The organism is Stackebrandtia nassauensis DSM 44728 (assembly GCF_000024545.1).
Classification (GTDB): Bacteria; Actinomycetota; Actinomycetes; order Mycobacteriales; family Micromonosporaceae; genus Stackebrandtia; species Stackebrandtia nassauensis.
On record NC_013947.1, the window covers coordinates 1,646,042 to 1,671,525 of the forward strand.

Here is a 25,484-nt window from a genome sequence, read left to right on the forward strand (position 1 = left end):
TGGCACATTTATCTCCGCCGTGGGGCTCCGGCTGTCGGGCGGCTCATCCGCCGAACTGTCTGGTTTGTCGAACTGGCTCCGTCAAAGAGTCAACAACGACTTCGCGAGCAGAGAACCATGAACACCGCCCTGTGGATCGTCACCGGCATTCTGGCCGCGGCATTCGCGTTCGCCGGTTCCACCAAACTGTTCATCCCCCGGGAGAAACTGATGAAGGCCCCCGGTGCCGGGTGGGTCGAGGACTTCAGCGCCGGTTTCATCAAGCTGCTGGCGGTCGTCGAGATCCTCGGCGCCCTCGGTCTGATCCTGCCCGCCGTCACCGGAATCGCGCCGATCCTGGTGCCGCTGGCCGCCGTCGGGCTGGGCCTGATCATGGTCGGCGCGGCGGTCGTGGAGACCCGGCGCCAGGAGGTCAAACACGCCCTGGTGAACCTGGTCTACCTCGCCCTGCTCGCCTTCGTGGCCTGGGGTCGCTTCGGACCCGAGTCCTTCACCGGCTGACGTGTGTCCGTGCCCACGAGCCCATTCCCGACGTGGGACGGCCACCTCGATCCTTACCGGAAAGTGGGTACCTTACGAAAAAGTAGGTACTTGCGGCACGTGTAGTACGTGCCTAGCTTGGACACCGCCTTCGACAATCCAAATGCGAATGGAGTATCGCGATGTCCGCCGACAAGACGCCCGTGACCGTAGTGGGTCTGGGCAACATGGGAACCGCGCTGGCGCAAGCCTTCCTGGACGCCGGACACCCCACCACGGTGTGGAACCGCAGTCCGGGCAGGGCCGCGCCACTGGCCGAAGCCGGTGCCGTCCACATCGCATCCATCGCCGAGGCGGTCGCCGACAGCCCGCTCGTCGTCGCCTGCCTGACCACCTATGAGGCCACGATCGAGGCGCTGGAACCCGCCGCCGCGGCGTTGTCCGGACGGGTGCTGGTGACGCTGAACTCGGGCACGCCCAAGGGCGTCAACGCCTTGGCGGCGTGGGCTTCGGCGCACGGGATCCGGTTGCTGGACGGCGCGGTCAAGAACGTGCCCGACGCCGTGGGCAAGCCGGAGACGCTGTTGTACTACGGCGGCGACCCGGAACTGTTCGCCGAGCACGAGGCGACCCTGCGGGTGCTGGGCGGCGACACCGTCCACCTCGGTGACGACGTGGACCTGGCCAAGCTCTACGAACAGGCGGTGGGCGGGACGCTGTTGCCCGCGCTGCTGGGGTTCTTCCAGGGGGCCGCGATGGTGACCAAACGCGGCAAGTCCGCGCGGTCGCTGGTGCCCTACACCGTCAAGTGGCTGGAGATGATCGGTCAGGTCCTGACGCCGATGGCCGAGGAGATCGACAAGCGTGACTACAGCAAGCCGTTCTCGTCGCTGGGGCTGTTCCACGAGGGCATCCCCTACGACGCCGAGATCGGCGCCGACGGGGACATCGACGTCTCGTGGCACGAACCGATGCACGAACTGCTGCGGCGCGGCGTCGAGGCCGGCTACCGGGACCAGAGCATCTCGGCGTTGTACGAGGTGATCACCAGGCCGCGGCGGTAGCCGCTGCGGGCAGTGTCCGTTACGCGACGAAACGTGGGCCCGGGGCGGTGGGGGCGGTAGCATCTGGTTATTGCAAGATACTTGCAATAAGTACCTCATGCCCCCTTGGAGGAACTCGTGGAACCTGTGGCGATGCACATCGCCGACGGCATCATCAACGGCCCCACCGCCACGGCCTGCGCCGTGCTCGCGGTGGCGCTGCTGGGTCTGTGCGTGGTCAAGGCCCGCTCCGACCTCGATGATCGCCTGGTGCCGATGGCGGGACTGACCGCGGCGTTCATCTTCGCCGTCCAGATGCTGAACTTCCCGGTGCTGCTGGGCGTCAGCGGGCACCTCCTGGGAGGGGCGCTGGCCGCCGCGCTGGTGGGGCCGTGGGTCGGCGCGCTGTGCGTCGCGATCGTCCTGATCGTACAGTCGCTGCTGTTCGCCGACGGCGGGATCACCGCGCTGGGGCTCAACATCGTCAACATGGCGCTGATCGGAGCGTTCGTCACCTACGGGGTGCTGCGACTGCTGCTCAAAGCGTTGCCGCGCACCGCGACCGGCGTCAGCGTCGCCGTGTTCATAACCGCCGTGGTCAGTGTCGCGGCCGGGGCCTCGGGCTTCGTGGTCGAGTACGCCATCGGCGGCACCACGAACATGCCGCTGCCCACCGTCACCGGCACCATGCTGGGGCTGCATCTGCTCATCGGACTCGGGGAGGGGCTCATCACCGCCGCCACCGTGGCGACGGTCGCCAAGACCCGGCCCGACCTGGTGTACGCCCTCAAGGGACGGACACCGGCTCCGCTGGCGGCCACCGTGAAGGGAGCGGCGTGATGCGCGTCAAGACAGGCGGATTCATCCTGGCCGGGCTGCTGCTGGCCCTGCTGCTGGCCGGAGTGGTGTCCAACTTCGCCTCCGGCTCGCCCGACGGCCTCGACTCGGCCACCCTGGAAGGCTGCACCACCAACGCCGAAGGCGAGATCACCGGCGGCGAGTGCATGGCACAGAAAGCCGCTGACCACGACCTGAGCGGCGGCCCGTTCGCCGACTACGCCACCGCCGGGATCGGCAACGACTTCCTGTCCACGGCGATCTCGGGCGTGCTGGGCGTCATCGTCGTGTTCGCCATCGGCGCCGGGATCTTCTGGCTGGTGAAGCGGCGCGACCTGGCCACGGACGACAAGTAATGGGCGCCGGGCACGCGCTGTACCGGCCCGGCACGACGCCGGTGCACCGGCTGCCCGGCGAAGTCAAGATCGCCGCCTCGGTCACCTTCACCATCGCGGTCGTGGCCACGCCCCGGCAGGCGGTGTGGGCCTTCGGTTGCTACGCGCTGCTGCTTTTGGCCGTCATGGCCGTGGCCCGGATCACTCCACTGTGGCTGGCGAAGCGGAGTCTCATCGAGGTGCCGTTCGTGGCGCTGGCGGTGCTGCTGCCGTTCATGGAGGGCGGGCCGTACACGACCTGGCTGGGCCTGGAAGTGTCGGTGCCCGGCAGCTGGGGCGCCTGGAACATCCTGGCCAAAGCGACGCTGGGCGTGTGGGCGTCGCTGACCCTGGCCGCCACCACCGACGTCACCGCGCTGCTGGCCGGACTCAACCGGCTGCGCTGCCCGGCGGTCATCACCCAGCTGGCCACCTTCATGGTCCGCTACACCCACGTGCTGGCCTCCGAGGCGCGACGGATGCGGGTCGCCCGGATCTCGCGCGGCGACAACCCGCGGTTCCTGTGGCAGCTCAAGGGTTTCGCCACCGGCGTCGGGGTGCTGTTCCTGCGTTCCTTCGAACGCGGCGAACGCGTCTACGTCGCCATGCTGTCGCGCGGCTACAACGGCCAGATGCCGCTGGGTTCGGAGCTGCGCGCCGCCGCCGTCACCGACTGGGCGCGGGCGGCGTTGCTGCCGGTGGCGGCCGGTGCCATCGCGGCGACGGCGATAATGCTGTGATGTTGCGGGTAGAGGAAGTCCAGTTCGCGTATCCGGACGGCCGGGTCGCGCTGTCGGGCGTGAACCTGGACGTCGCCGAGGGCGAACGGGTGGCGCTGCTGGGACCCAACGGGGCCGGGAAGACCACCTTCATCCTGCAGCTCAACGGCATCCTCACCGGCACCGGCAGCATCCACGTCGACGGCCTGCCGGTGTCCAAACCCCACCTGGCCGAGATCCGCCGCCGGGTGGGCATCGTGTTCCAGGACCCTGACGACCAGCTGTTCATGCCGACGGTCGCCGAGGACGTCGGCTTCGGCCCGGCCAACCTGGGGCTGCGCGGCGCCGAACTGTCGGCCCGCGTCGACGAAGCGCTGGCGGCGGTCGGCATGGCCGAGCACCGCGACCGCGCCCCGCACCACCTGTCCTTCGGCCAGCGACGCCGGGTGGCGGTGGCCACGGTACTGGCGATGCGCCCGGCGATCCTGGTCATGGACGAACCGTCCTCGAACCTGGACCCGGCCGCCCGCCGCGAACTGGCCGACATCCTGCTGGGGCTGGACGTCACGCTGCTCATGGTGACCCACGACCTGCCCTACGCGTACCAGCTGTGCCAGCGCTCCGTCATCCTCGACAATGGACGCATTGTGGCCGACGCGCCGACCGCCGAGATCCTCGCCGACGAAGGCCTGCTGGCCGCGCACCGGCTGGAGCTGCCCTACGGGTTCTCGGTGGCCAACGCGGGCTGAGCCGCGGCCGGACGCGGCAGTTCCACCACCGGTTTCGGCCTGCGGGCAGCGATCGCGATCCCGACCGCGGACACCACCAGCCCGGTCCAGATGAACGCGTCCGGGACCTGGCCCAGCAGCGGCCAGGCCACCACCGCCGTCAGCGGTGGCACCACCAGCATCATCCGGGTGGTGTCGGCGGCCTTGCGGTGCCGCAGCAGGAAGAACATCAAACCCAGCGCCAGCACCGAGTTGCCGATCGCCAGCCAGCTCAGCGTCGCCATGGTCGCGGGCGTGACCGGCATCGCCAGTCCACCGTGGAAGAACGCCACCGGCGCGGTGACGAGCGCGGCGGCACTCAGCTGCACCGCCGCCCCGGTGCGCAGGTCCGTCTTGGCGCCGACCTTGCGCTGGATCAGGGTTCCGGCCGCGAAACCCGCAGTGCCCAGCAGCGCGAAGGCCGCGCCGACGCCGATGTGGGCGCCGTCCAGCTCGCCGCTGACGGCGATGGCGATGCCCGCGAAACCCAGCGCGGTGCCCAGCCACTGCACCAGCGACAGCTTCTCCCGCAGCACGAAGGTCCCGGCCACGGCGATGATCACCGGCGCGGAACCGTTGATGAGCGCGGCGAGTCCGGCCGACACGCCCAGCGACAGTCCGATGTAGGCGCCGCTGAACATGGCCGCCTGCATCAGGACGCCGGTGGTGACCAGTTGCAGCCAGGCCGCCCGGGTCCTGGGCCACGGCGCCCGGGTCACCAGGCTCACCAGCACCATGACGGTGGCGGCCATGACGAACCGCCAGAACGTCAGCGCCAGCGGCGGCGCGAGACTGACGCCGATCGGGCCGACGATGAAGCCGCTGGTCCACATGAGTATGAACACGCCCGACAGCAACGGCCCCAACAGGAACCGGCGCCACAGCGACGGCGTGGACGCGGCTTCGGGCATCGCGGGCTCCTCGGGACAGTAAGGGCCGATCTGGGTACCGGCACCTGTCATCCCTATCTCGCGAACCGGCGGGGCGGCAGCGAATATGACGCAATTCGCAAGCGACGTCAGCCGGTGTCGCGGGAGCGCGCCACCTGGGCCTCGATGCCGTCCAGCAGCCGGTCGGTGCCATAGCGCAGGTCCTCGGGCACCACGCCGGGGCGGTACCAGCCGGGCTCGGTCTCGGGCGGCGGCTGGCTGTACACGGAGGTCAACAGCGGGAAGTTCACCGGGTCGACATACTTGGCGATCATGCTGTCGGAGGCCGCGTCGGCGGCCCGGGCGTCGGCGGCGGAGCCGTGCAGATCGCGCATGTCCAGGGTCAGCTTCGCCATGCCGCGCACCGCCGCCAGCAGGAACAGGCCCACCGACGGGTACTCCGGCAGCGACAGTCCAGTTTTGTCGAGTATGGACAACAGCCGTTCGAACCAGCGCAGCTGCCCCGGTCCGGTGGGTGGTCCGACGACCTGGACGTGCAGCACCCACGGGTGGCGCTCGAACATCTTCCACATGTCGGCGACGTAGGCGTGCATCTCGGTGCGCCAGTCGTCGAACTCGCGCGGTTCGGGCAGGCGGCTTCCGGCGACGACGTCCAGCATCGCCTCCAGCAGCAGCTCCTTGTTGGGGACGTAGGTGTACAGCGACATCGGCGTGTAGCCCAGGTCGGCGGCGACCCGCTGCATCGACACGGCGGCCAGGCCGTCGGCGTCGGCGATCGCGATGGCGGCCCGCGCGATCTTGTCGAGGCTGAGCCGGGGTTTCGGCCCGCGCTTGCCCGGTTGTCCGGTGCCCCACAACAGTTCGGTGGTGCGCGCGATGCGCTGCGCCGGTTCTTCCTCGTTCATCTTCCCGCCAATCCTCGACTGGGCTCCATCCTAAACTCTGTATGTCATATAGATAATGCTGTACGCTATACAGAGTTTTGAGACGCGCCGCGTCCACCCACCGAACCCGGAAACGGAAGACACCCCATGACCACCACGACCAACACCCCCGCCGCCGTCGCCAAGCCACCGAGGATCCGCTGGTGGAAACGACCCTGGGTGGTGCCGCTGTTCTTCATCGCCACCGTTTTCCTCGCGTTCTCGGTGCCGCGATACCTCACCTTCGACCCGGCCAATTCGTTCATCGACATCCCCGACTGGTTCCCGCCGTACTACGCACTGCTGGTGACCCACGTTGTTTTCGCGGCCGTGGCGATGGTCACCTGCTGCATGCAGATCTGGCCATGGCTGCGAGCCCGCAAACCGAAGTGGCACCGCATCAGTGGCCGCGTCTACGTCTTCGTTGGAGTGCTGCCTGCCGGACTCTCGGCCCTGGTCATCGGCGCGATCACCCCGTTCGGCCCGGTGGCGGCGGCCAGCTCGCTGATCATGGCGCCGTTGTGGCTCGTCTTCACCTTCACCGGTTACCGGATGGCCCGGCAGCGCCGCTTCGTCGAACACCGCCGCTGGATGATCCGCAGCTTCGCGCTGACCATGTCGATCGTCCTGAACCGGTTCCTCGGGGCCGCCGCGACCATCACCCTGTTGCGGTACAAGGACTCCGACTTCCACGGCGACGACAAGATCGTCACCTACCTGGCGGCGGGCATGACCACCTGGCTGGGCTGGACGATCTGCCTGCTCATCGCCGAATGGTGGCTGGAACGCGGCACCGCCGCCCAGCGCCGAGCCCGCAAAGCCAAGCGCGCCAACCAAACCCAGCCGCCGCGGCACCAGGCCACGCGCCCGGCCGCCGAGCCGCAACCGGGCCCCGCCCCCACGGCGCCGCTGACCGAAGCCCCGCCGCGGGTACCGCCACCCCAGGCCGCGCCGCTGCCACCCGCCGCCGAGCCGCCGCGGGTGCCGCCACCACCGGCAGCACCCGCGCCGTACGGGTCGGGGCCCACGCGTTAGAGCTCCTCGGCCAGCACCTTCGCCACCAGGCTCCACGCGTGCCGGGTGTAGTCGGCGTCGTAGCTCTCCCGCTCGTCGCACGCGAAACCGTGCGGCGCCCACGGGTAGACGACCAGGTCGTGCCGGGTGCCCGCGAACCGCGCGGCGATGCGATCGCGCTGCTCGGCGTCGATGAGATGGTCGCCCTCGCCCAGCACCAACAGGACGCGGCCCGAGATGTCGTCGGTCAGCTCCAACGTCGGCTCGGGAGTACTCAGTGGAATATCGCCTCCGGTGAGCCACCCGGGATAGAACGCCGCCAACGCCTTGAGCTTCAGGTGCGCGGCGGCGACGAACCCGATGTGCCCTCCGAGACTGAAGCCCACCATCGCCTCGGCACCGGTCGCCTCGGGCCGCCGCTCCAGATACTCCCGGGTCGCGTCCAGATCCTCGGCGACCGACGCACGCGTCAGCCGCCGCGTCAACTCCAACCCCCGCGAACGCCCCTCCGCGTCGGCGGTCAGCTCGACGCCGGGGGCGTCGCGGTGGTGGAAGTCCGGCGCGATCGCCAGGTACCCCAGCGAGGCGACCCGATCGGCCATGCGACGTATATAAGGTGTGACCCCGAAGATCTCGAACCCGATCAGGACCCCCGGGTACGTCCCCGGCCGGTCCGGGCGCGCGACATACGCGCCCATCCCGGACGTCCCGACGTTCACCCGCTCGCCGACCGTCGCCACCGCCTCGGTGGGTCCGGTCACCGCTGGTTCCCGGTTCCGCCGGGCAGCCGCTCCAGCACCTCGACGACGGCCGCGGCCGTCATCGGCGCCGAGGCCGGGTTCTGGCCGGTCACCAGCCGGTCGTCGACGACGGTGTTCGCCGTGAAGTCAGCCATCCCGGTGTGGTGCGCGCCCCGCTCCACCAGTGTGGACTCAAGCGCGAACGGCACGATGTCCATCGCCTTGACGGCGCGTTCCTCGCTGTCGGTGAACGAGGTGAGGCTCTTGCCGTCCACAAGGTAGCTGCCGTCGCTCAACTTGACGTTGACCAGCCCCGCCGGTCCGTGGCAGATCGCCGCGACCACGCCACCGGCCTCGTAGATGTCGCGGGCCAGCCCCGACAGCGCGGTGTCGTTGGGGAAGTCCCACATGGTGCCGTGGCCGCCGACGTAGAAGATCGCCTTGTACCCGGCGGCGTCGATGTCCAAGGGCCGCTTCGGATCGGCGAGCTGCTCCAGCACCCCGGCGTCGTCCAGGAAGTCCCGCTGCGTCGGGTCGGAGCGATCCGCGCTGTCCGGCGTCGGGGTCCCGGTGCCGGAAGTGGCGAAGTCCACCCGGTAACCGGCCTCGGTGAACGCCTTCCACGGATACGCCGCCTCGGCGACGTGGAAACCGGTGACCCGGCCGGTCTCACCCAGTTCGCTGTGCCCGGTCAGGACCATGAGAATCGCGTTGCTGTCAGTCATCGTTGCTCCTTGGTTCGGCGGATTCGGCCTCGACGCTACGTCCGTATCCATCGACTGCCCAATAGAAAATCCGGTAGTATCCATCAGGTTTCCGATGGGAGTCGGCCGTGGACCTCGCCCTGCTGCGTACCTTTCTCGCCGTCTACCGCGCCGGTTCGCTCACCAGGGCAGTACCCCTGTTGGGGTTGTCGCAACCGACGATCACCGCGCAGCTGAAGACGCTGGAGTCCGCGCTGGACAAGAAACTCTTCGAGCGACTGCCCCGGGGAGTGGCGCCGACACCGGTCGCCGAGGAACTCGCCCGCCGGGTCGCACCGCACATCGACGCGCTGACGGCGATCGGCGATCGCGGCGTCGACGCCCACGACCCGTTCAGCACCCCGGTGCACCTGGCCGGGCCCGGCGAACTCATCACCACCCGGGTGCTGCCGAGCCTGGCCGACCTCGTCGGCGCCGGACTGCGGCTGCGCGTCAGCCTCGGCCTGTCCGACGACCTGCTGTCGGGACTGGCCGCCGGAACCTACGACCTGGTGATCTCGACGATCCGCCCGCGCGCCCGCGCCATCACCGCCACCCCGCTGACCGACGAGGAGTTCGTCCTGGTCGCCGCCCCTGGCTGGGCCGAGCGGATCGACGCGGACCTGCTGTCGACCGATCCGCTGGCGGCGTTGCGAAACGTCCCGCTGGTGTCCTACGCGGAGGATCTGCCGGTGATCCGTCGCTACTGGCGCACCAGCTTCGGCGTCCGCCCCAAGGGCAGCGCCGTCGTCGTGGTGCCCGACCTGCGCGGCGTGCTGGCCGCGACGGTCTCCGGCTGCGGGATCACGGTCCTGCCGCGCTACCTGTGCGTGGGGGAGCTGGCCGAGGGACGGCTGGTCCCGTTGCTGGAACCCGAGATCCCGCCCATCAACACTCTGTATCTCGCGGCACGGACCGGCACCGTCGACCGCCCGCACATATCGGCCGTCCACAGTACTCTTTTGAGCATGGCTCGGCTATGGTAGCCCGATGGAATCGCTCGGCCGCAAAGAATTCGACATGGAGGCCCACATCAAGCTCGCCCGCGAGGGCCCATGCTTCGTGTGCTCGATCATCGAAGGCGCACCCGGATACGACGACCATGTGGTCTTCTACGACGACGGCGACAACATCGCCTTCTTCAACAAGTTCCCGTCGCTGCTCGGGTACAGCCTCGTGTGCCCCAAGCGGCATGCCGAGGACTTGACGACGGACCTGTCCGAGGCCGAGTACCTGGGCACCCAATCCGTGGTGCGCAAGGTGGCGCGGGCCCTGAAACGGGTGGTGCCCACCGAACGCGTCTACGTGATGTCGCTGGGCAGCATGACCGGCAACGCGCACGTCCACTGGCACGTCGCGCCGCTGCCGCCAGGGGTTCCCTACGAGAAGCAGCAGTACAACGCACTCCGAAACGAGGCCGCCGGTGTCCTCGACATTGACGCCGAAACGTTCGCCGAACTAGGGGAGCGGCTGCGCGCCGAACTGTCCTGACAGCCGCGAAGCCGCGGCGCGAAGGCGACCCGGTCGCGCGACTGTCGCGGCGATTCGCCTCAGCTGAACCGAATCGGCGGCACCGACAGCGAACGCGCCACCGGATCCACGTGCCGCACCGGCGCCCCGACTGGCTCGGGAGCCGCCACGATCTCGGCCGCATCCTCACCGGCGGCTGCCAGCCGCGCCAACAACCGCGACCGCAGCTCATCACACACCCCACGGTGCGACGGATACCCGGCCAGGTTGTTCAACTGGTGCGGATCGTGCTCCAGGTCGTACAACTCGGTCTCGACGTAACGGGAACTGGCCGCGTCGTCCCAGCCATCCGCGTCGGGATCCGACACGTAGTACAGCCACCGCTTCGTCCGGATCGCGCGCCCGCACTGGGCCTCGCTGACCTGGATGAACGCCTCGTCGGGGAACTCGGCCCCCGGATCGCGCACCAGCGGCAGGAACGACGTCCCCTGCATCGCCTCCGGCACCGCGATCCCGGCGGCGTCCAGCAGCGTCGGCGGCAGGTCCACAGTGCTGACCGGCCGGTCGATGCGGCTCCCGCCGGTAAAACCCGGCCCCGAGATCGCCAGCGGCACCCGGATCGAGGCGTCGTGCGCCGACCGCTTGTACTCGGAGTTGCGGGTCTTGAAGTGACAACCGTGATCCGAGGTGTACGCGACGATCGTGTCCTCGGCCAGCCCCAGACTGCGCAACGCGTCGTGCAACCGCCCCAGACCCTCGTCGACACGGGCGATCTGACCCAGATACCCGCCCATGTGCCGGTGCGCGGTGCCGCCGTTCGCCGACAGCGCCGCTAGATCCGGTGGCATCCAACGCCCCTGGTACCGCTGCTCGTACCCGTCGGGCGCCGGATAGTCGTCCACCTCGTTTTGGTGGTGCGGCTCCAACAGCGACAAGAAAAGGTAGAACGGACGATCGTGGTGGTCGGTGACGAACCGGATCGCGGCGTCGAAACACGCGTCGGAGCGATATCCCGGCAGCAGCACCGGCTCGCCGTCCTGCCCGTACACAATGGTCCGATACGCGTCGGAGGTGAACTCGAGCGTGTTGGCCGCCAGCCATTCCCCGTAGCCGCCGCGCTGCGACTCCGGCACCGGATCGGCGTCGGCCAGGTGCCATTTGCCCACGTAACCGGTGTCGTACCCGGCGTCGGCGAAGTGGTGCGCCAGCGTGCGCTCCGACTCCGGCAGCGGAATCGCGTTGCGGTAGCACCCGTTGGCCGTCGGATACCGGCCGGTCTGCAACGCCGCCCGCGCCGGGCCGCACACCGGATTGGGGGTCACCGCCAGCCGCGCGTGGGTGCCGGTGTCGGCCATTCGGTCGAAGTTCGGCGTCAGTCCCAGCGGATTTCCCTGCGCCCCCGTGGTGTCCCAGCGCTGCTGGTCGGTGAAGACCACGATGACGTTCGGCCGAGCGGACACGGTGCCTCCTGAAGATCGATTCGGGCCAGTCTAAGTACCCCACCCGTGATGACCAGGCCGAACGGTCTACCCGGGTGACGCGGGCGGCATTCGCCGCCCCACCTCGGCCCGCAGCTCGGCCACCTCGTCGCGCAGCTGGCGCACCTCCCGCAGCAGCAGATCCACATTGTCATGGGTGTCGTCGGCGACCTTGTCGGCTTTGGACAGTTTCTCCACCACCCAGCTGGTGACCGACGCCGTGATGAACCCGATCAGCCCCACGCCGCCGAACATCAGCGTCATCGCGACCAGCCGACCCTCCACGGTGACCGGAAAGTAGTCGCCATAGCCGACGGTCGACACCGTCACGATCGCCCACCACAGTGCGTCCCCGAAGGACTGGATCTGCGCGTCGGGGTTGCCGCGCTCGGCGTCCAGGGCCGCCAGCGCGGACAGGAACAGCAGGATCACCGCCGTGGTACCCACCAGAATGGCCATCTTGCGCCGGGGATGCGCCCGCGTCCGGCGATCCACCACACTGAACAGCAGTGCTGCCGACCTGACCAGCCGCAGTGGACGCAGCGGCGGCAACACCACCACCGCCAGGTCCAGCAGGTGGGTCCGCACGAAGTACCACTTCTCCTCGGCGATGACCAGCCTGCGGACATAGTCGACGGTGAACAGTGCCCAGACGGCGAGATCCACATAGTCCAGGATGGTGTGCCATCGCCGCGGGATGTCCGGGAAGATGATCGGGATCGCGTAGGCCAGCAGGAACACGATTGCCAGAATCGTCAGCGGGAGATCGCTGACGCGCTCCCACGCGCTGACCCGTGGCAGTCGCTCGTCCCGAGCCGTCGAATTCTTCGTGAACATGCCACAAGGGTGTCACTACTCGGCAACCCGCGAAGTGCCAGGTAGATCAGTACATACCGGATAGTGGTCCGAGAAAGTTCGCGGACGATTCACTCTGGCGTCATCACGACAGTTGTCAGAGGGACACTTTCGGCTCCGAAATTGGTACAACTAAAGAGCCCCGGTTCCCTCACACAGAGCGAGATCGATATGCCCCTATCTAGACGTTCCCTTGTCATCACAGGAGTGAGCGGTGGCGCACTCATAGCCATTCCGGGTATGGCGTACACCGACTTCCGCAGCCACGCGGAACTGCCCACCGATCCGTTCACGCTCGGCGTCGCGTCCGGGGACCCGACCCCCGACGGTTTCGTGTTGTGGACCCGGCTGGCTCCCGACCCCCTCGTCGACGAAGGCACCGGCGGCATGCCCGCGCGTGACTTCAAGGTCAAATGGCAAGTGTCCACAGACGAGAAGTTCTCCGACATCGTGGCCTCCGGCGCCGCCAACGCCACCCCCAAGTGGGGTCACTCGATACACATCGAAGTGGACGGACTGGACTCGGCCACCGAGTACTACTACCGCTTCCGCACCGGCAAGTGGGTCTCCCCTGTGGGACGCACCCGCACCACGCCCACCAAGAACGCCAAGGTCGACTCCCTGACCATGGCGTTCGTGTCGTGCAACATGTACGAGCACGGCTACTTCAACGGCTACCGCTACCTGGCCGAGGAAGCCCCGGAGCTGATCCTGCACCTGGGCGACTACACCTACGAGTACGGCCCCAACGAGTACGTCGCCGCGGGCGGAAACGTCCGGCAGCACATTGGAGAACAGACCTTCTCGCTGGCCAGCTACCGTCGCCGCCAAGCCCAGTACAAGATGGACGCCGACCTGCAGGCGGCACACCACGCCGCTCCCTGGGTCGTCGTGTGGGACGACCACGAGGTCGACAACAACTGGGCCGACGAGTTCTACGAGAAGCCCGAGATCCCGCAGCCCGACTTCCTGGAACGGCGCGAGAACGCGTTCCGCGCCTACTACGAGAACATGCCGCTGCGCCGCACCTCGGTCCCGCGCGGCATCGACATGCAGCTGTACCGCAGGTTCTCCTGGGGACGGCTGGCCAACTTCCACATGACCGACACCCGCCAGTACCGCGACGACCAGGCCTGCGGCGACGGCTGGAAGGCGTGCCGGGAGGCCTACAACCCCGAACGCTCCATCACCGGCCAGGAGCAGGAGGACTGGCTGATCCGGGGCTTCCACAAGTCCAGCGCCCGTTGGGACTTCCTGGGCAACCAGGTGTTCTTCTGCCAGCGCGACGCGGACCGCGGCCCGCTCAAGACCGGCGCCATGGACGTGTGGGACGGCTACGTGGCCTCTCGCAACCGCATCCAGCAGGGCTGGACCGACGCCGGAGTACGCAACGCGATCGTCCTCACCGGCGACGTCCACTCCGCCTGGGCCGCAGAGCTCAAGGAGGACTACGACAACCCCGACTCCAAGAACGTCGGTGTCGAACTGGTCGCCTCCTCGGTCTCCTCGGCGGGCAACGGCGCCGACTCGATCCCCGAGGACAACCCCTTCCTCAAGATCAACCCGCACGTGAAGTTCTACAACGGCCAGCGCGGCTACGTGACCACCCGCATCACCGAGGAGAAGATGGACGTCAAGTTCAAGGTGACGCCCAACGTCCGCACCGCCGAAACCGTCATCTACACAAGGCAGTCCTACGAGATCGCCGACGGCGAACACAAACTCCACGAGACCTACCGTCGCGAGGTCGACAAGTCGAAGAAGCTCGAGAAGTTCGACGCCGACGACCCGACCAAGGGCCTGGAAGAGGACGCCGACGACCTGGTCGGCTAACCCTCCCCACCTCCCGTTCTCCCACTCCCCGCGATCTCCGGATCGCGGGGAGTTCTGTGATCACGGTCACCCAAAAACGATGTATCTGGATGTCCCGAAGTCCCTCTATAAGGACAGGAGGCAACGCCACCCGGGCCGGGAGGTTTTCACCTGCCAGAGACTTCCCGGCCATCCGCGCCACATGGGGAGGCGCACCCGCGGAACCTGCCAGTCCGCGGTATCGGGGGTTTGGGGCCGCGGCGGACACTGTGGGGAGTGTCCGCCGCATCCCTTCACCGCTCTCCATGCGACGTCTTAAGCGGGACGCGTTACCCTCCGACGCCGAACACCATAAAAGAATAGTTAAATACATTAACCCTCCAGCTCACGGAAGCGGACAATGAAGTTCTTTTTCACCGGCGAAACGCCCCGACTGCCCGAACCCAACCCTCGACGTGACCGCACCGCGGGGGTTCCCAACCTGCCCGCCCACATTCTTGACCGCCACCGGGCCCGGGTTCTGCGTCCGGGAGACGCACCACTGGCACCGGGGGCGAGCACTCCGGGGAGCACCATCTACCGCTACAACCGGCTGATGATGTGCCACAAGCTGCTGGAGAACGACGCGCAGCTTTCGGAACTGGACGCTGCGCTTGCTGTTCAGGGGATGCGGATCGACCGGGAGCACCTCGCGGGGAAGGAGCGCTCGGCTCGGATGCACCGTGCGAAGGTGACACTGGGAGACCGGGTCACGCCCGCGCAGGTGGACGCGTGGACGGTCATGCAGACTTTGCGTGGGGCTGTGGACGGAGGGAAGTGCAGCCAGGAGCTCATCAGCCGGTTGCGGCTGGAGCACCTGTTGGTAGGGGCCGCGTGGACCGCGGTGGGCGATGGTCATGGGTCGCCGAGCGGTGGACCTTATGGTGGTGAGCGCCTGGCGGAGCTTACTTATCCCGGGCGTACCCCGGTCGACTTGGTGCTGCCCTTGCCGCAGCGCCGCCCGGTGCACGCGCTGCCCGGAAAGCGCCGCCCGGTCATCGCGGTGCTGGATACCGGAATCGCTCCCCACCCGGAGCTGCCGGTCAGCGACCGACAAGAAGACCGCGACACCTTTGTCACGGTCGACAACGCACTTCAGGAAGCGATCTCGTCGGACTGTGATGCTGAAGGGCCCAGTATTGATGGTCCCTGGGACAACAGGTTCAGCGACGATTCACTGCTGGGACGGGTAGCGGCTTACTACGGTCACGGCACCTTCATCGCCGGAATCATCCGGCAGCTCGCCCCCGACGCTGAGGTGCGCTCGATTCGCATCATGCACAACGACGGCATCGCGCACGAGAATGAATGTCTTGCCGCGCTCACCGCTCTCGCCGAGGAGGCCGAGCGGGCACGAGCCGGTGACGAAACCGCCAGGCCGGTGGACATCGTCTCGCTGTCCTGGGGCTATGTGGACGAAGATATCCCCGCTGAGGTTCCGGCACATGCGCACAGCGCGTTGCGCGCGCTGATCGAGCGGCTCAATGGTTTGGGCATCGCGGTGGTCGCCGCCGCCGGCAACTTCGCCTCTGCCCGGCCGTTCTACCCGGCTGCCTTCGCCGCTGGTCCTCGGTCCAGCGAGGCCGCTCCCACCATCAGTGTGGGTGCCCTCAACCCGAATGGCACAGTGGCCATGTTCTCCAATGACGGACCGTGGCTGTCCGCCTTCGCCACCGGAGCGGCGATGGTCAGCACCTACCCGTTCCTTGTGGAGGGCTCGGAAGAGACCGAACAGAACTTCAGACAAGGCCGGAAGCGCGAGAGTCTGGACCCCGACGACTTCGAGTCTGGCTACGCGTTGTGGAGCGGTACGTCCTTCGCTGGTCCGGTGATCGCCGCCAAGCTCGCCGCGGCCATGCTCAGTGAGTCTCCAGTGGACATGGCTGCGCAGGACGCCCAGTCTGTGGCGCTTCGCGTGCAGTCCGCGCTGAAGGCAATAGGCGGATAGCGTCGAGTCATGACAGTTCCAACGGACCACCCCGACTCTCCCGAGGCCAAGCGCTACGCGGACGCGTTGCGCGGGGCCCGGGAGGGCTCACCACACGCCCTCGATGACGTAATAGCCGAACTGTCACCAATGTTGTGGCGAGTCGCCCGGGCCTGCGGCCTTGACCGGCAACTCGCCGAGGACGTGGTGCAGACGACCTGGCTGGCACTGATCAAATCGGTGTCGACCATTGAGAAACCCGCCGCGTTGCCGGGCTGGCTCGCCAGCACTGCCAAACGCGAATCATGGAAGGTTGGTCGCGGTCAGAAGCGTGAGAACGCTGTTGATCAGGAGTGGGATGGCCTGATCGCCGACCAGCTCGATCTGGATGAGGATGTCGCGGACCGTATGGGTCTGGCACCTCGCTACAACTTGTTGTGGCGGTCGATCGGCCAACTTTCGGATGTTTGCCGGGCTTTGATTCAGGTCATCGCCTACATGGATCGGCCGAACTACGACCAGCTCGCCACCGCGCTGGGGATACCTCGCGGGTCCATCGGACCCAAGCGAGGCCGTTGCCTGGCGGAGCTGCGTAAACGCCTCCACTCGGATCCAGAGTGGAAATATTGAGGGGAGTAATTCGATATGAGCAACCCGGACGGCGGAGTCATTGACCCTGATGCCCCGATGGATGAGACGGATATGGCGAACTTGACCGCGGTACGTGAAATGTACGACCAGATTGACCCGATGCCAGTGGGGCTGGTCGACCGGCTGAGATTCGCCGTCGCCTTGGAGCACATGGACGCAGAGGTCGCGAGATTGGTTGAACAGGACGCGTTGGCCGGGGTGCGTGCGTCGGTGGGGCTGGCCGAGGAGGCTCGCACGATCATTTTCGAGTCCAAGACGGTGACCGTCATGGTTAGCGTTACCCCCGCGGGGGACGATGTCGTGCGGGTGGACGGGTGGCTCACACCCGAGGGACCATATAATGTGGAGGTTCGTACTCCGGACACCCAGTTTCGTACCGATGCTGATGTCACCGGCAGGTTCGTGGTCGCCGAGCTGCCCCGGGGGGTCTTTCGCATGGTCATCCGGCCTACGCCTGAGCAACTGGAAAAGGGTGCGTCACCCGTGGTGATCACGCCGTCGGTTGTTTTGGACTGAACCACCCTGGCGCATGGTGGTATGCGTATACCAGAATGTGCGGGTGTCCAACCCCGAGTCCGAGACGATAGCCGAAGCCTGGCGGCTGCAACGCGAAGGCATTGACACACTCAATGCTGGTCGACCCGCGGATGGTGCGGCAATCCTGCGTCGTGGGCTCGAGTTGGTGGGTTGGGCGGAGGGGCGGAGGTTCACCGCCGCTGATGCCATGCGACATGTGGCAGCTCGGTTGCTCGGTTGTATCGCACTTGCCGAGGCTGAACTTGGTCGAGGACCTCATGGGCTTGAGCTGCTAGACACAGCCGACACGTTGGTGTCGGGGGAAGACCGGGGGATACTGGTCTTTCAGCGAGGTGTGATCTTGCGTCATTGCGGCAGAACCATCGACGCGTTGCGCACCTTTGATGATGCCGAGTTGTTGCTGGTGCGGAACGGTCAGGATGGTTACTTGACCCGGTTGCTTCTGAACCGTGGCTCCGCGAACAACGACCTTGGGCGGTACCGCCAGGCTCGGGAAGATCTACGGCGATGTGAAGCGCTTGCCTCCCAACACGACTTGCAGGATTGGTTGGCCAAGTCATTTCACGCACGTGGAATCGCGGAAGACGGGCTTGGTGATATTCCCTCGGCCCTGGCCTCATATTCGCAAGCCGAACAGTTGTACCTCTCGACAGCCCCGGATTTGATTCCGCAACTGGCCCTAACCCGCGCGGCTACGCTTCGGGACGCGGGCCTGAGGCGAGATGCCGCTCTGTATCTCGACACGGCGATTAGAGAACTTGAACAGCGTCAGCGAGACGTGGAACTGTTGCGTAGCGAGGTGATGCGTGCCAAGCTCGCCGTTGAGATGGGGGACCTGGAACTCGCGGTCAGTCTCGCCTCTAGGGCGCGACAGCGAGCTGAAGCCCAGCAGTCAGCGGCGTTCGGCGCTTGGGCCGAGTTCACACTGTGTCACGCGGAATACCTGGGCGGCCGGACCTCGCTCGCGTTCGCCGCTGAAACGCTCGAGGTCGCTCATCGACTTCGGGCAGTAAGCCGATTCCACTTCGCGGAGCTAGCGGAGTTGCTGGCCGCTCGTGTGTTCACCGTGAACGGGATGTTCGACCGTGCGGCTGAGATCGTCGGCGAACGGCCCCGTAGGTCAGGATATGAACTGCTGACCGCCAACGCGACCCGCTACCTGGCTCGCGCTGAACTTGCCGTGGCGATCGGTGACCGTCCCACCGCGCTGAGGCACCTGCGTACCGGGCTCGCGGGGCTGCACAGACATCGTGAGAGTTTCGGCAGTCTGGAGCTCCAGGCCGGAGTCTCCTCAATCGGTACCCAACTGGCCGAACTGGGTCTTGGGTTGGCCTTGGAATCGAAACGTTCGTCCACTGTGTTTGAATGGGCCGAGCGGTCGCGGGGCCAGGCGTTCCGCTTGCCTTCAGTGCGGCCTGCGGACGATCCCGGGGTCGCGGACATGCTCGCCAAGGTGCGAGATCTACGCGCGTTCATAAGCCGGGCCAAGCAAGAAGGCGTCTCCGCGGAAACCGAGAAGTCCGAATGTGACGCGCTGGAAGCGGAACTGCGGCAACGCGACTGGCAGACGACTGGCCCCGGTAAGAGTGCTCCGGAAGTCAAGCCCCGTCAGATACACCAAGCGCTCGCCGAGACCGATCGGGCATTGGTCAGCTTCATCCATCACGACGGTCGGCTGCACGCTCTCACCATGGTCAGCGGTCGCAACAGACTGCACGACCTCGGCTCCATGACCGACATCGAGGAGAGCTTGCGACGCTTGATGGCTGACCTGAACGCCATCACCGGTCGCCGTCTCCCGGTCCCGATGGCCACCGCCGTTCGTTCCTCGATAGCGCGACAGTCCGAAGCCCTCGATTCCCGGTTGCTGGCGCCATTCCGGCGACGGCTGGGCGACCGGGAACTTGTCATCATCCCCACCCAGCGGCTGTATGACATGCCCTGGGGCCTGCTGCCGAGCTTGCGTTCCCATCCAGTCACAGTCTCACCCTCGGCGGCCGTTTGGCTCGCGGCTTTGAAGCACAGCCCCGACAATCACGGCCAGCCGCTGCTGGCATCCGGCCCGGATCTGTCACTCGCTGAGGCCGAACTCGACACGATCTCCGAGCACTACTACGACCCGATCCTGTTGCGCGACACTGAAGCCACCCCCACAGCGATCCTGTCCAAGCTCGACGGTGCCCCCATCGCGCACCTCGCCGCCCACGGCCACCACGAACCCGACAACGTCCTCTTCTCCAGCCTGGATCTGTCAGGTGGTCCACTCATGGCCTACGACATCGCACGCTTGCGTACCCCGCCCGCCCACGTCACCCTCTCCGCCTGCGACGTCGGACAGTCCAAAGTCTCCGTCGGCGACGAAACCCTCGGCTTCACCGCAGCGCTCCTGTACGCGGGCACCCGCACCGTGGTCTCCAGCGTCGCCAAGGTCGAACACGAAGCCGCCGCCGACATCATGACCGCCTACCACGCTCACCTCGTCGAAGGCCTTCCCCCAGCCCACGCTCTCGCGGAAGCCTCCCAGCTCCACCCCTTCAGCCCCTTTGTCTGCTATGGCGCCTCCTGATTTCGGCCCCGTCCGAAAGGTTCCGACAACCGACCACACCCGCGTTACCGTTGATCCTCGATCGCCAACCACGGAGGGTGCCGCACGATGACCACCCCCACCAAGCGCTGGCTGGCTCTCGCCACCGCCTGCTTCGCCCTGACCCTGCTCGGCTGGGCGGTCTCCTCCGCCGAATGGTCCGCCCACAATGCCCCGATCCCGAGGCTCAAAGTCGACGACGACGAAAGCGGCGACTCCGTCAGCCTGCCCACCGGCATGTCGCAGTCCCCGGGCGGGGATCGGGTGTGGTTGCCCAAGATGCCGACCTGGCTCGTCGACGTGCTCGTCGCCGTAATGTACCTGCTCATCGCCGCCGTGGTCCTCGCCGTCGTCGTCCACTTCGTCCGCCGCTTCCTCACCACTCGGCCCTCCGGCTGGGATCGGGTCGAGGACCGGGCCGCCTCCCAACCCGACGCCGGGGAGCTGCGGGACGCGTTGCGCGCCGGTCTGTCCGATATCGACGCCGGTGGTGACCCCCGTAAGGCCGTCATCGCGTGCTGGCTGCGACTGGAGCGTGCCGCCGCCGATGTCGGGGTGGCCCGGCTGGAGTCCGAGACACCGTCGGATCTGGTGGGACGGGTCCTGTCGGCCAGCCGGGTCGACGACGGTGCGTTGAGTGCGCTCGTCGCGGCTTACCACCGGGCTCGGTATGCGCCGCATGACGTCGACGCCCGGGAACGCGAAGCCGCCCGCGAGGCTTTGTCGCGTGTGGATGCTCAGTTGGCGGCCGCGACGGTGGCGGAGTCGGCATGAGCGCGGTGACCCGGTTCAAACCCACACCCATGCAGCTGGTGGCGCTGGCTTTCGGGCCGGTCGCGTTGGCGCTGGGCGTTTACGGGGTGTTCCGGCTGGTCGGGGTGGCGGTGGCGATCTGGCAGCTGTGGTTGCTGTTCTTCGCGATCTTCGCCGCGTTCGTGGTCACCGCGTCGCTGCGCGGTGGGGATGATCGCCTGCCTCGCTCCAGAGTGGTGAAGCCGCAGGTCGCCGATCGCAGGCCGTTCGCGGCGGCGGTTCGCTGGGAGGACCGGTTGGGGTGGAGTGACACCGACGCCGAGCGGTTCAACAACACGGTGAGGAAGCGCATCGTTCCCGTTGTGGCCGAGCGGTTGTGGCTCGCGCATCGGGTGGACTTCCACGCCGATCCCGACCGAGCGCGGGCGTTGTTGCCCGAGCAGCTGTTCGGGTTGGTGACGGCGCCGGTGTCGGCTCCGCTGACTGAGTCCGAAATGGATGTCATTGTCAGCCAGATCGAGGCAATCTAGTTGTGAGGATCGTGTGAATGACGCAGCAAACCGAGCCCCTGTCCCTGTCCGAGGTCGCCAAGCACGCCGCCGACGTCCTCGACGCGGTCAACACCGTCATCGTCGGCAAGCGGGAACCGCTTGAGCTGGTGCTGGCGGGCATCCTCGCCAAGGGGCACGTGCTGTTCGAGGACTATCCGGGACTGGGCAAGACGCTGACCGCCCGGTGCTTCGCGCAGAGTCTCGGGCTGGAGTTCAACCGGCTCCAGTTCACGCCGGACCTGTTGCCCGCCGACGTGACGGGTTCGTTCATGTACAACCAGAAGAGCGGCGACTTCGACTTCCGGCCCGGCCCGGTGTTCACCAACCTGCTGCTGGCCGACGAGATCAACCGCACCCCGCCCAAGACCCAGGCCGCGCTGCTGGAGGCGATGCAGGAACAGCAGGTCAGCGTCGAGGGTTCGACGCGCCGACTCGAACCGCCGTTCTGCGTGCTGGCCACCGCCAACCCGATCGAGTATGAGGGCACCTATCCGCTGCCGGAGGCGCAGCTGGACCGGTTCCTGGCCCGGGTCTCGTTCGGGTACCCGAACGAGGACGAGGAGTGGACGGTCCTCAAGCGACGCATGGCCAGGCAGCAGGAGGAGTCCTTCCTGGACCCGGTCGTGGACGCATCGACCCTGGTGCGGATGCAGCGGGCACTGGAGACGGTCTCGGTGGAGGACTCCATCGGACAGTACATAGTGCGCATCGTCGCGGCCACCCGCGACCACGACGACATCCAGGTCGGTGCCTCGCCGCGCGGTTCGCTGGCGCTGCTGCTGTTGGGGCGGGCCCGCGCCGTCATGGCCGGACGCGACTACGTCATCCCCGAGGACGTCAAGACCGTCGCGCCCGCCGCGCTGTCGCACCGGGTGTCGCTGCGTCCGGAACTGTGGCTGCGGCACGCCAGCCCGGAACGGATCATCGCCGAGATCTGCGAGTCGACGCCGGTACCGGCCTCGGAGAAGCTGCCGACCTACAGCGCCACCGAAGCGGTGGACCGCTACCGCGGCGGACGCTGATGGCCGCCCGGCAGTGGCGACCCACCGGCGCGCTGCGCCGGTCGGTGACGATCGTGGCCGTCGCGTTGCTGGCGGCGGTGGGAATGGGCCGGGTCGACCTGGTCGTCCTGGCGACACCGCTGGCCCTGGGGGTGCTGGCCAGCATCTGGGTGCGTCCCCGGGTCGCGCCGAGCGCCGAGATCGTCGTGGCCGAGGACCGGGTGCCCGAGACCGACGAGTTCAACGCCTGGGTGCGGGTGGCCAACCCCGACCCGGTGCCGACGGTCAGCGTCGTGGCCACCCGGGAACCGGCCTGGCTGCGACTGCGGCACGGCGTGGGCTTCTACGTCCGCGCCGTGGCGGCGAACGGCGAGGCCACGGTGTCGCTGCGGGGCGTGGCCCGGCGCTGGGGCAGGCACGAGATCGGGCCCGCCCTGGTGCGGTCCTACGCGTGCGACGGCCTGCTGCGCACCGCCGACCTGATGCTCCCGGCCCGGGGAATCCGGGTCTACCCCACCGCCGACGTGTTCGACTCCCGGCAGGAGCTGCCCCGCGCGGCCGGGATGACCGGCATCCACCGCACCCGCCGTCACGGCGACGGGGGAGAACTGGCCGAGGTGCGGCCGTTCCAGCCCGGCGACCGGCTGCGCCGCATCGACTGGCGGGTCAGCCTGCGCCGCCGCGAACCCTACGTCAACTCGACACTGTCCGAACGCGACGCCGAGGTGGTGATCGTGATCGACGTGCTTCATGAGGCCGGAAACCCCGGCGAGACAAGCATTCTGGACGTCACGGTGCGCGCCGCGGCGGCCATCGCCGAGCACTACACCCGACAGGGCGACCGGGTGTCGGTCGTCGAGTTCGGCTCCGGACTGCGGCGGCTGCGACCCGGCACTGGCAGACGGCAGTTCCGCGCCGTCCTGGAGTGGCTGACCGACACCCGCGTGACCCTGGGGCCGTACGCGGGCGCGGAGCGGCTGGCGTCCGGCGGCTACCTGCCGTTCGGTTCGGTCGTGATCATGCTGACCCCGCTCATCGACGAACAGTCCACCGAACTGCTGGCCCGGCTGACCCGCTCCGGCCGCACACTGGTGACAGTGGACACACTGCCCGACGCGCTGCGGCCGCCGCACCGCAGCCCCTGGTCGGGCATCGCGGCCCGGCTGTGGCGCCAGGAACGCCGCAACACCGTCGACCGGCTGCGCGAACTGGGCGTCCCGGTGGAGCGGTGGCGCGGGCCCGGCAGCCTCGACCTGATGCTCGGCGACATCGCCAGGCTCGGCCGCGCCCCCAAGGTGACGCGGCGATGAGCGAATACCGCACCGTCCTCGGCGAACGCGTCGCCCTGGCCAGGGCCCGGGTCCGGGGCTGGCTGCGCCGGGTCACCGCCCTGGGCCTGACACTGCGGGCGACGATCCTGGTCTCGGGCGTGGCCGCGATCCTGGCCTCGGCGCCGGATCCCCGGCTCGGACTGAGCCTGGCCGTCGTGCTGCCCGTGGTCGCCATGGCCCGGCCGTTCGGCGCCTGGGTGTGGGCGGTGGAACTGGCGGCGGTGTTCGGCTGGATCGTCGGCAACCTCACCGTCGACGACCCGTCGCTGGTGCTCGCCTTCGGCATCGGCGCGGCCGTCTACGTGCACCACGCCGCGGCCACCCTCGCCACCGTGACCCGCGTCGACGCCGCCGTCGAGGCGGCCGTGGTGCGCGGCTGGGCGCTGCGCCAGGCGGTGGTGCTGGCGGCCGCCGCGATCGCCGCCGCCATGACCATCATCCTGTCCGGGCAACCGATGCCGGTGCCGCCGCAGGCGCTGGTCGTGATCGGTGTCCTTGGAGCGCTTGGCATTCCCGTGGCCGTGGTGGCCTCCCTAAGCAGACGCTGAGACACCCTGAGACGATCCTGACAATCAAGACACACGGACTCCTCCGCGAGAGAGGATGAAGATGTGAAACGGATATTGATAGTCGGAGCAGGTCACGTCGGGTTCTATGTGGCCGATCGTCTCTCGCACAAGCTCCGCGGCGACATACGCCGCGGGGACGTCGAGGTCATGGTCGTCGACCCGCAACAGCACATGACCTATCAGCCCTTCCTGCCCGAAGCAGCCGCCGGACACATCTCGCCCCGCCACGGCGTCATCCCGCTGCGGCGCGCCCTCAAGCGCTGCCGCATCGTCGCCGGGGCCGTAACCCGCATCACCCACGCCGACAAGACCGTCACGGTCCAGCCCATCGTCGGCCCACCCCGCGACATCACCTACGACCACATCGTGGTGGCCCCCGGCTCGGTGTCGCGCACGCTGCCCATCCCCGGTCTGGCCGAGTGCGCCGTCGGCTTCAAGACCATGGGTGAGGCCATCTTCCTGCGCAACCACGTCCTGCAGCGGCTCGACGTCGCCGCGGCCACCACCGACGAGGAGGTGCGCCGCAAGGCACTGTCGTTCGTCTTCATCGGCGGCGGCTTCGCCGGGGTGGAGGCCATGGCCGAACTGGAGGACATGTGCCGCGACGTCATCGAGGACTACGAGGAACTGTCACCCGACCAGCTGCGCTGGACCCTGGTGGAGGCGTCGCAGAAGATCCTGCCCGAGGTCGGGCCCGAGATGGGCGTCTACGCCGTCGAACGGCTCATCAAACGCGGCCTCGACATCCGACTCAACACGCTCCTGAAGTCCTGCGTGGACGGACACATCGTCCTGTCCGACGGTGAGGAGTTCGACGCCGACACGATCGTGTGGACCGCGGGCGTCAAACCGCACCCGATGCTCACCGCGACCGACCTGCCGCTGGGCCCCAAGGGCCACCTGCTGTGCGACCCCACCCTGCGGGTCCACGACGACAACGGCATTCTGCAAGGCGCCTGGGGCGCGGGCGACTCCGCCCAGGTCCCGGACCTGTCGGGCTTCACCGAGTACTGCGCGCCCAACGCGCAGCACGCGGTGCGGCAGGCCGCGACGCTGGCCGACAACATCCGCGCCGAGCTCTACGGCCGCGAACCCAAGCAGTACAAGCACAAGTACGTCGGCTCGGTCGCCAGCCTCGGGCTCCACAAGGGTGTGGCCCACGTGTACGGCATCAAGGGCAAGGGCCTGTTCGCCTGGTTCATGCACCGCTCGTACCACCTGCTGCGGGTCCCCGGCCTGGGCCGCAAGACCCGGGTGGTGGCCGACTGGACGCTGGCGCTGTTCACCAAACGCGAGACCGTCCAGCTCGGCGAACTTCACGACCCGCGCAAACCCTTCGAGGAGATCGCCTCCGGCAAGAGCCTCGACGGCGACGTCGGCTAGCCCGCCGTCTCCC

26 protein-coding genes are annotated in these 25,484 nt (G+C 67.7%); 20 read left to right on the forward strand and 6 right to left on the reverse strand.

The features are described 5' to 3' along the window. The first annotated feature begins 117 nt into the window (after positions 1-117). From SNAS_RS07715 to SNAS_RS07740, 6 genes are all read left to right on the forward strand, one after another. Entirely contained in the window at positions 118-501 is a 384-nt protein-coding gene (locus tag SNAS_RS07715; RefSeq protein WP_013016841.1) for a DoxX family protein, read from the forward strand. Positions 502-662: 161 nt separating this feature from the next. Next, entirely contained in the window at positions 663-1,544 is an 882-nt protein-coding gene (locus SNAS_RS07720) for an NAD(P)-dependent oxidoreductase (protein WP_013016842.1), read from the forward strand. A 117-nt stretch (positions 1,545-1,661) separates the two neighbouring features. Beyond that, positions 1,662-2,363, forward strand: coding sequence for an energy-coupling factor ABC transporter permease (locus SNAS_RS07725; protein WP_013016843.1), 702 nt, complete (start codon positions 1,662-1,664; stop codon positions 2,361-2,363). Beyond that, on the forward strand, positions 2,363-2,716 hold the full coding sequence (locus SNAS_RS07730; protein WP_013016844.1) for a PDGLE domain-containing protein: 354 nt from the start codon (positions 2,363-2,365) through the stop codon (positions 2,714-2,716). The genes SNAS_RS07725 and SNAS_RS07730 overlap by 1 nt, the downstream gene beginning before the upstream one ends. Next, positions 2,716-3,474, forward strand: a complete 759-nt coding sequence (cbiQ, locus tag SNAS_RS07735; protein WP_013016845.1) for a cobalt ECF transporter T component CbiQ — start codon at positions 2,716-2,718, stop codon at positions 3,472-3,474. Before SNAS_RS07730 ends, cbiQ begins: the two co-directional genes overlap by 1 nt. Then, positions 3,474-4,202 (forward strand): energy-coupling factor ABC transporter ATP-binding protein, encoded by a 729-nt coding sequence (locus SNAS_RS07740; RefSeq protein WP_013016846.1) that lies wholly within the window; start codon positions 3,474-3,476, stop codon positions 4,200-4,202. Before cbiQ ends, SNAS_RS07740 begins: the two co-directional genes overlap by 1 nt. Here the strand turns inward: SNAS_RS07740 and SNAS_RS07745 are convergent. After that, positions 4,172-5,131 (reverse strand): DMT family transporter, encoded by a 960-nt coding sequence (locus SNAS_RS07745; RefSeq protein ID WP_013016847.1) that lies wholly within the window; start codon positions 5,129-5,131, stop codon positions 4,172-4,174. The two genes, SNAS_RS07740 and SNAS_RS07745, sit on opposite strands and share 31 nt — an antisense overlap. 107 nt (positions 5,132-5,238) lie before the next feature. After that, positions 5,239-6,015 carry a TetR/AcrR family transcriptional regulator gene (locus SNAS_RS07750; RefSeq protein ID WP_013016848.1) on the reverse strand — a complete coding sequence of 259 codons (777 nt, stop codon included), beginning with the start codon at positions 6,013-6,015 and terminating at the stop codon, positions 5,239-5,241. 126 nt (positions 6,016-6,141) lie between these two features. On the opposite strand from SNAS_RS07750, the gene SNAS_RS07755 reads away from it, so the two are divergent. Further along, complete coding sequence (locus tag SNAS_RS07755) at positions 6,142-7,068, forward strand: DUF2306 domain-containing protein (protein ID WP_013016849.1); 927 nt, start codon at positions 6,142-6,144, stop codon at positions 7,066-7,068. On the opposite strand, the gene SNAS_RS07760 is transcribed toward SNAS_RS07755, so the two are convergent. Together SNAS_RS07760 and SNAS_RS07765 are read right to left on the reverse strand one after the other, a co-directional pair. Continuing rightward, on the reverse strand, positions 7,065-7,808 hold the full coding sequence (locus SNAS_RS07760) for a dienelactone hydrolase family protein (RefSeq protein WP_013016850.1): 744 nt from the start codon (positions 7,806-7,808) through the stop codon (positions 7,065-7,067). The genes SNAS_RS07755 and SNAS_RS07760 overlap by 4 nt on opposite strands. After that, positions 7,805-8,512: a type 1 glutamine amidotransferase domain-containing protein gene (locus SNAS_RS07765; protein WP_013016851.1), complete on the reverse strand. Its 708-nt coding sequence runs from the start codon at positions 8,510-8,512 to the stop codon at positions 7,805-7,807. Before SNAS_RS07765 ends, SNAS_RS07760 begins: the two co-directional genes overlap by 4 nt. Positions 8,513-8,619: 107 nt before the next feature. On the opposite strand from SNAS_RS07765, the gene SNAS_RS07770 reads away from it, so the two are divergent. Together SNAS_RS07770 and SNAS_RS07775 are read left to right on the forward strand one after the other, a co-directional pair. Further along, positions 8,620-9,516 carry a LysR family transcriptional regulator gene (locus tag SNAS_RS07770; protein WP_013016852.1) on the forward strand — a complete coding sequence of 299 codons (897 nt, stop codon included), beginning with the start codon at positions 8,620-8,622 and terminating at the stop codon, positions 9,514-9,516. A 4-nt stretch (positions 9,517-9,520) separates the two neighbouring features. Beyond that, the gene (locus SNAS_RS07775; RefSeq protein ID WP_013016853.1) at positions 9,521-10,021 is read left to right on the forward strand and encodes an HIT family protein; all 501 of its coding nucleotides are present in this window, start codon (positions 9,521-9,523) and stop codon (positions 10,019-10,021) included. A gap of 59 nt (positions 10,022-10,080) precedes the next feature. Here the strand turns inward: SNAS_RS07775 and SNAS_RS07780 are convergent, their stop codons facing one another. Next, positions 10,081-11,460, reverse strand: coding sequence for a sulfatase family protein (locus SNAS_RS07780; protein ID WP_013016854.1), 1,380 nt, complete (start codon positions 11,458-11,460; stop codon positions 10,081-10,083). 66 nt (positions 11,461-11,526) lie between these two features. Then, positions 11,527-12,315, reverse strand: coding sequence for a potassium channel family protein (locus SNAS_RS07785; protein WP_013016855.1), 789 nt, complete (start codon positions 12,313-12,315; stop codon positions 11,527-11,529). Between the two features lie 258 nt (positions 12,316-12,573). On the opposite strand from SNAS_RS07785, the gene SNAS_RS07790 reads away from it, so the two are divergent. The 11 genes from SNAS_RS07790 to SNAS_RS07840 all read left to right on the forward strand — a co-directional run bounded on the left by SNAS_RS07790 (position 12,574) and on the right by SNAS_RS07840 (position 25,471). Continuing rightward, positions 12,574-14,166, forward strand: coding sequence for an alkaline phosphatase D family protein (locus SNAS_RS07790; RefSeq protein WP_013016856.1), 1,593 nt, complete (start codon positions 12,574-12,576; stop codon positions 14,164-14,166). Between the two features lie 379 nt (positions 14,167-14,545). Next, positions 14,546-16,132, forward strand: a complete 1,587-nt coding sequence (locus SNAS_RS07795; RefSeq protein ID WP_013016857.1) for a S8 family peptidase — start codon at positions 14,546-14,548, stop codon at positions 16,130-16,132. Between the two features lie 9 nt (positions 16,133-16,141). Further along, a complete protein-coding gene (locus tag SNAS_RS07800; protein ID WP_013016858.1) occupies positions 16,142-16,741 on the forward strand; it encodes an RNA polymerase sigma factor in 600 nt (199 codons plus the stop codon). Between the two features lie 15 nt (positions 16,742-16,756). Continuing rightward, complete coding sequence (locus SNAS_RS07805; RefSeq protein WP_013016859.1) at positions 16,757-17,278, forward strand: hypothetical protein; 522 nt, start codon at positions 16,757-16,759, stop codon at positions 17,276-17,278. Between the two features lie 43 nt (positions 17,279-17,321). Continuing rightward, positions 17,322-19,865, forward strand: a complete 2,544-nt coding sequence (locus SNAS_RS07810; RefSeq protein ID WP_169313861.1) for a CHAT domain-containing protein — start codon at positions 17,322-17,324, stop codon at positions 19,863-19,865. An 87-nt stretch (positions 19,866-19,952) separates the two neighbouring features. After that, positions 19,953-20,657 (forward strand): DUF4129 domain-containing protein, encoded by a 705-nt coding sequence (locus tag SNAS_RS07815; protein WP_013016861.1) that lies wholly within the window; start codon positions 19,953-19,955, stop codon positions 20,655-20,657. Beyond that, positions 20,654-21,166, forward strand: coding sequence for a hypothetical protein (locus tag SNAS_RS07820; RefSeq protein ID WP_013016862.1), 513 nt, complete (start codon positions 20,654-20,656; stop codon positions 21,164-21,166). The genes SNAS_RS07815 and SNAS_RS07820 overlap by 4 nt, the downstream gene beginning before the upstream one ends. 17 nt (positions 21,167-21,183) lie before the next feature. Further along, positions 21,184-22,209: an AAA family ATPase gene (locus tag SNAS_RS07825; protein ID WP_013016863.1), complete on the forward strand. Its 1,026-nt coding sequence runs from the start codon at positions 21,184-21,186 to the stop codon at positions 22,207-22,209. Continuing rightward, positions 22,209-23,498: a DUF58 domain-containing protein gene (locus SNAS_RS07830; protein ID WP_013016864.1), complete on the forward strand. Its 1,290-nt coding sequence runs from the start codon at positions 22,209-22,211 to the stop codon at positions 23,496-23,498. The genes SNAS_RS07825 and SNAS_RS07830 overlap by 1 nt, the downstream gene beginning before the upstream one ends. Next, positions 23,495-24,067 carry a hypothetical protein gene (locus tag SNAS_RS07835; protein ID WP_013016865.1) on the forward strand — a complete coding sequence of 191 codons (573 nt, stop codon included), beginning with the start codon at positions 23,495-23,497 and terminating at the stop codon, positions 24,065-24,067. Before SNAS_RS07830 ends, SNAS_RS07835 begins: the two co-directional genes overlap by 4 nt. A 63-nt stretch (positions 24,068-24,130) precedes the next feature. Next, entirely contained in the window at positions 24,131-25,471 is a 1,341-nt protein-coding gene (locus SNAS_RS07840; RefSeq protein WP_013016866.1) for an NAD(P)/FAD-dependent oxidoreductase, read from the forward strand. The last annotated feature ends 13 nt before the right edge of the window (positions 25,472-25,484 follow it).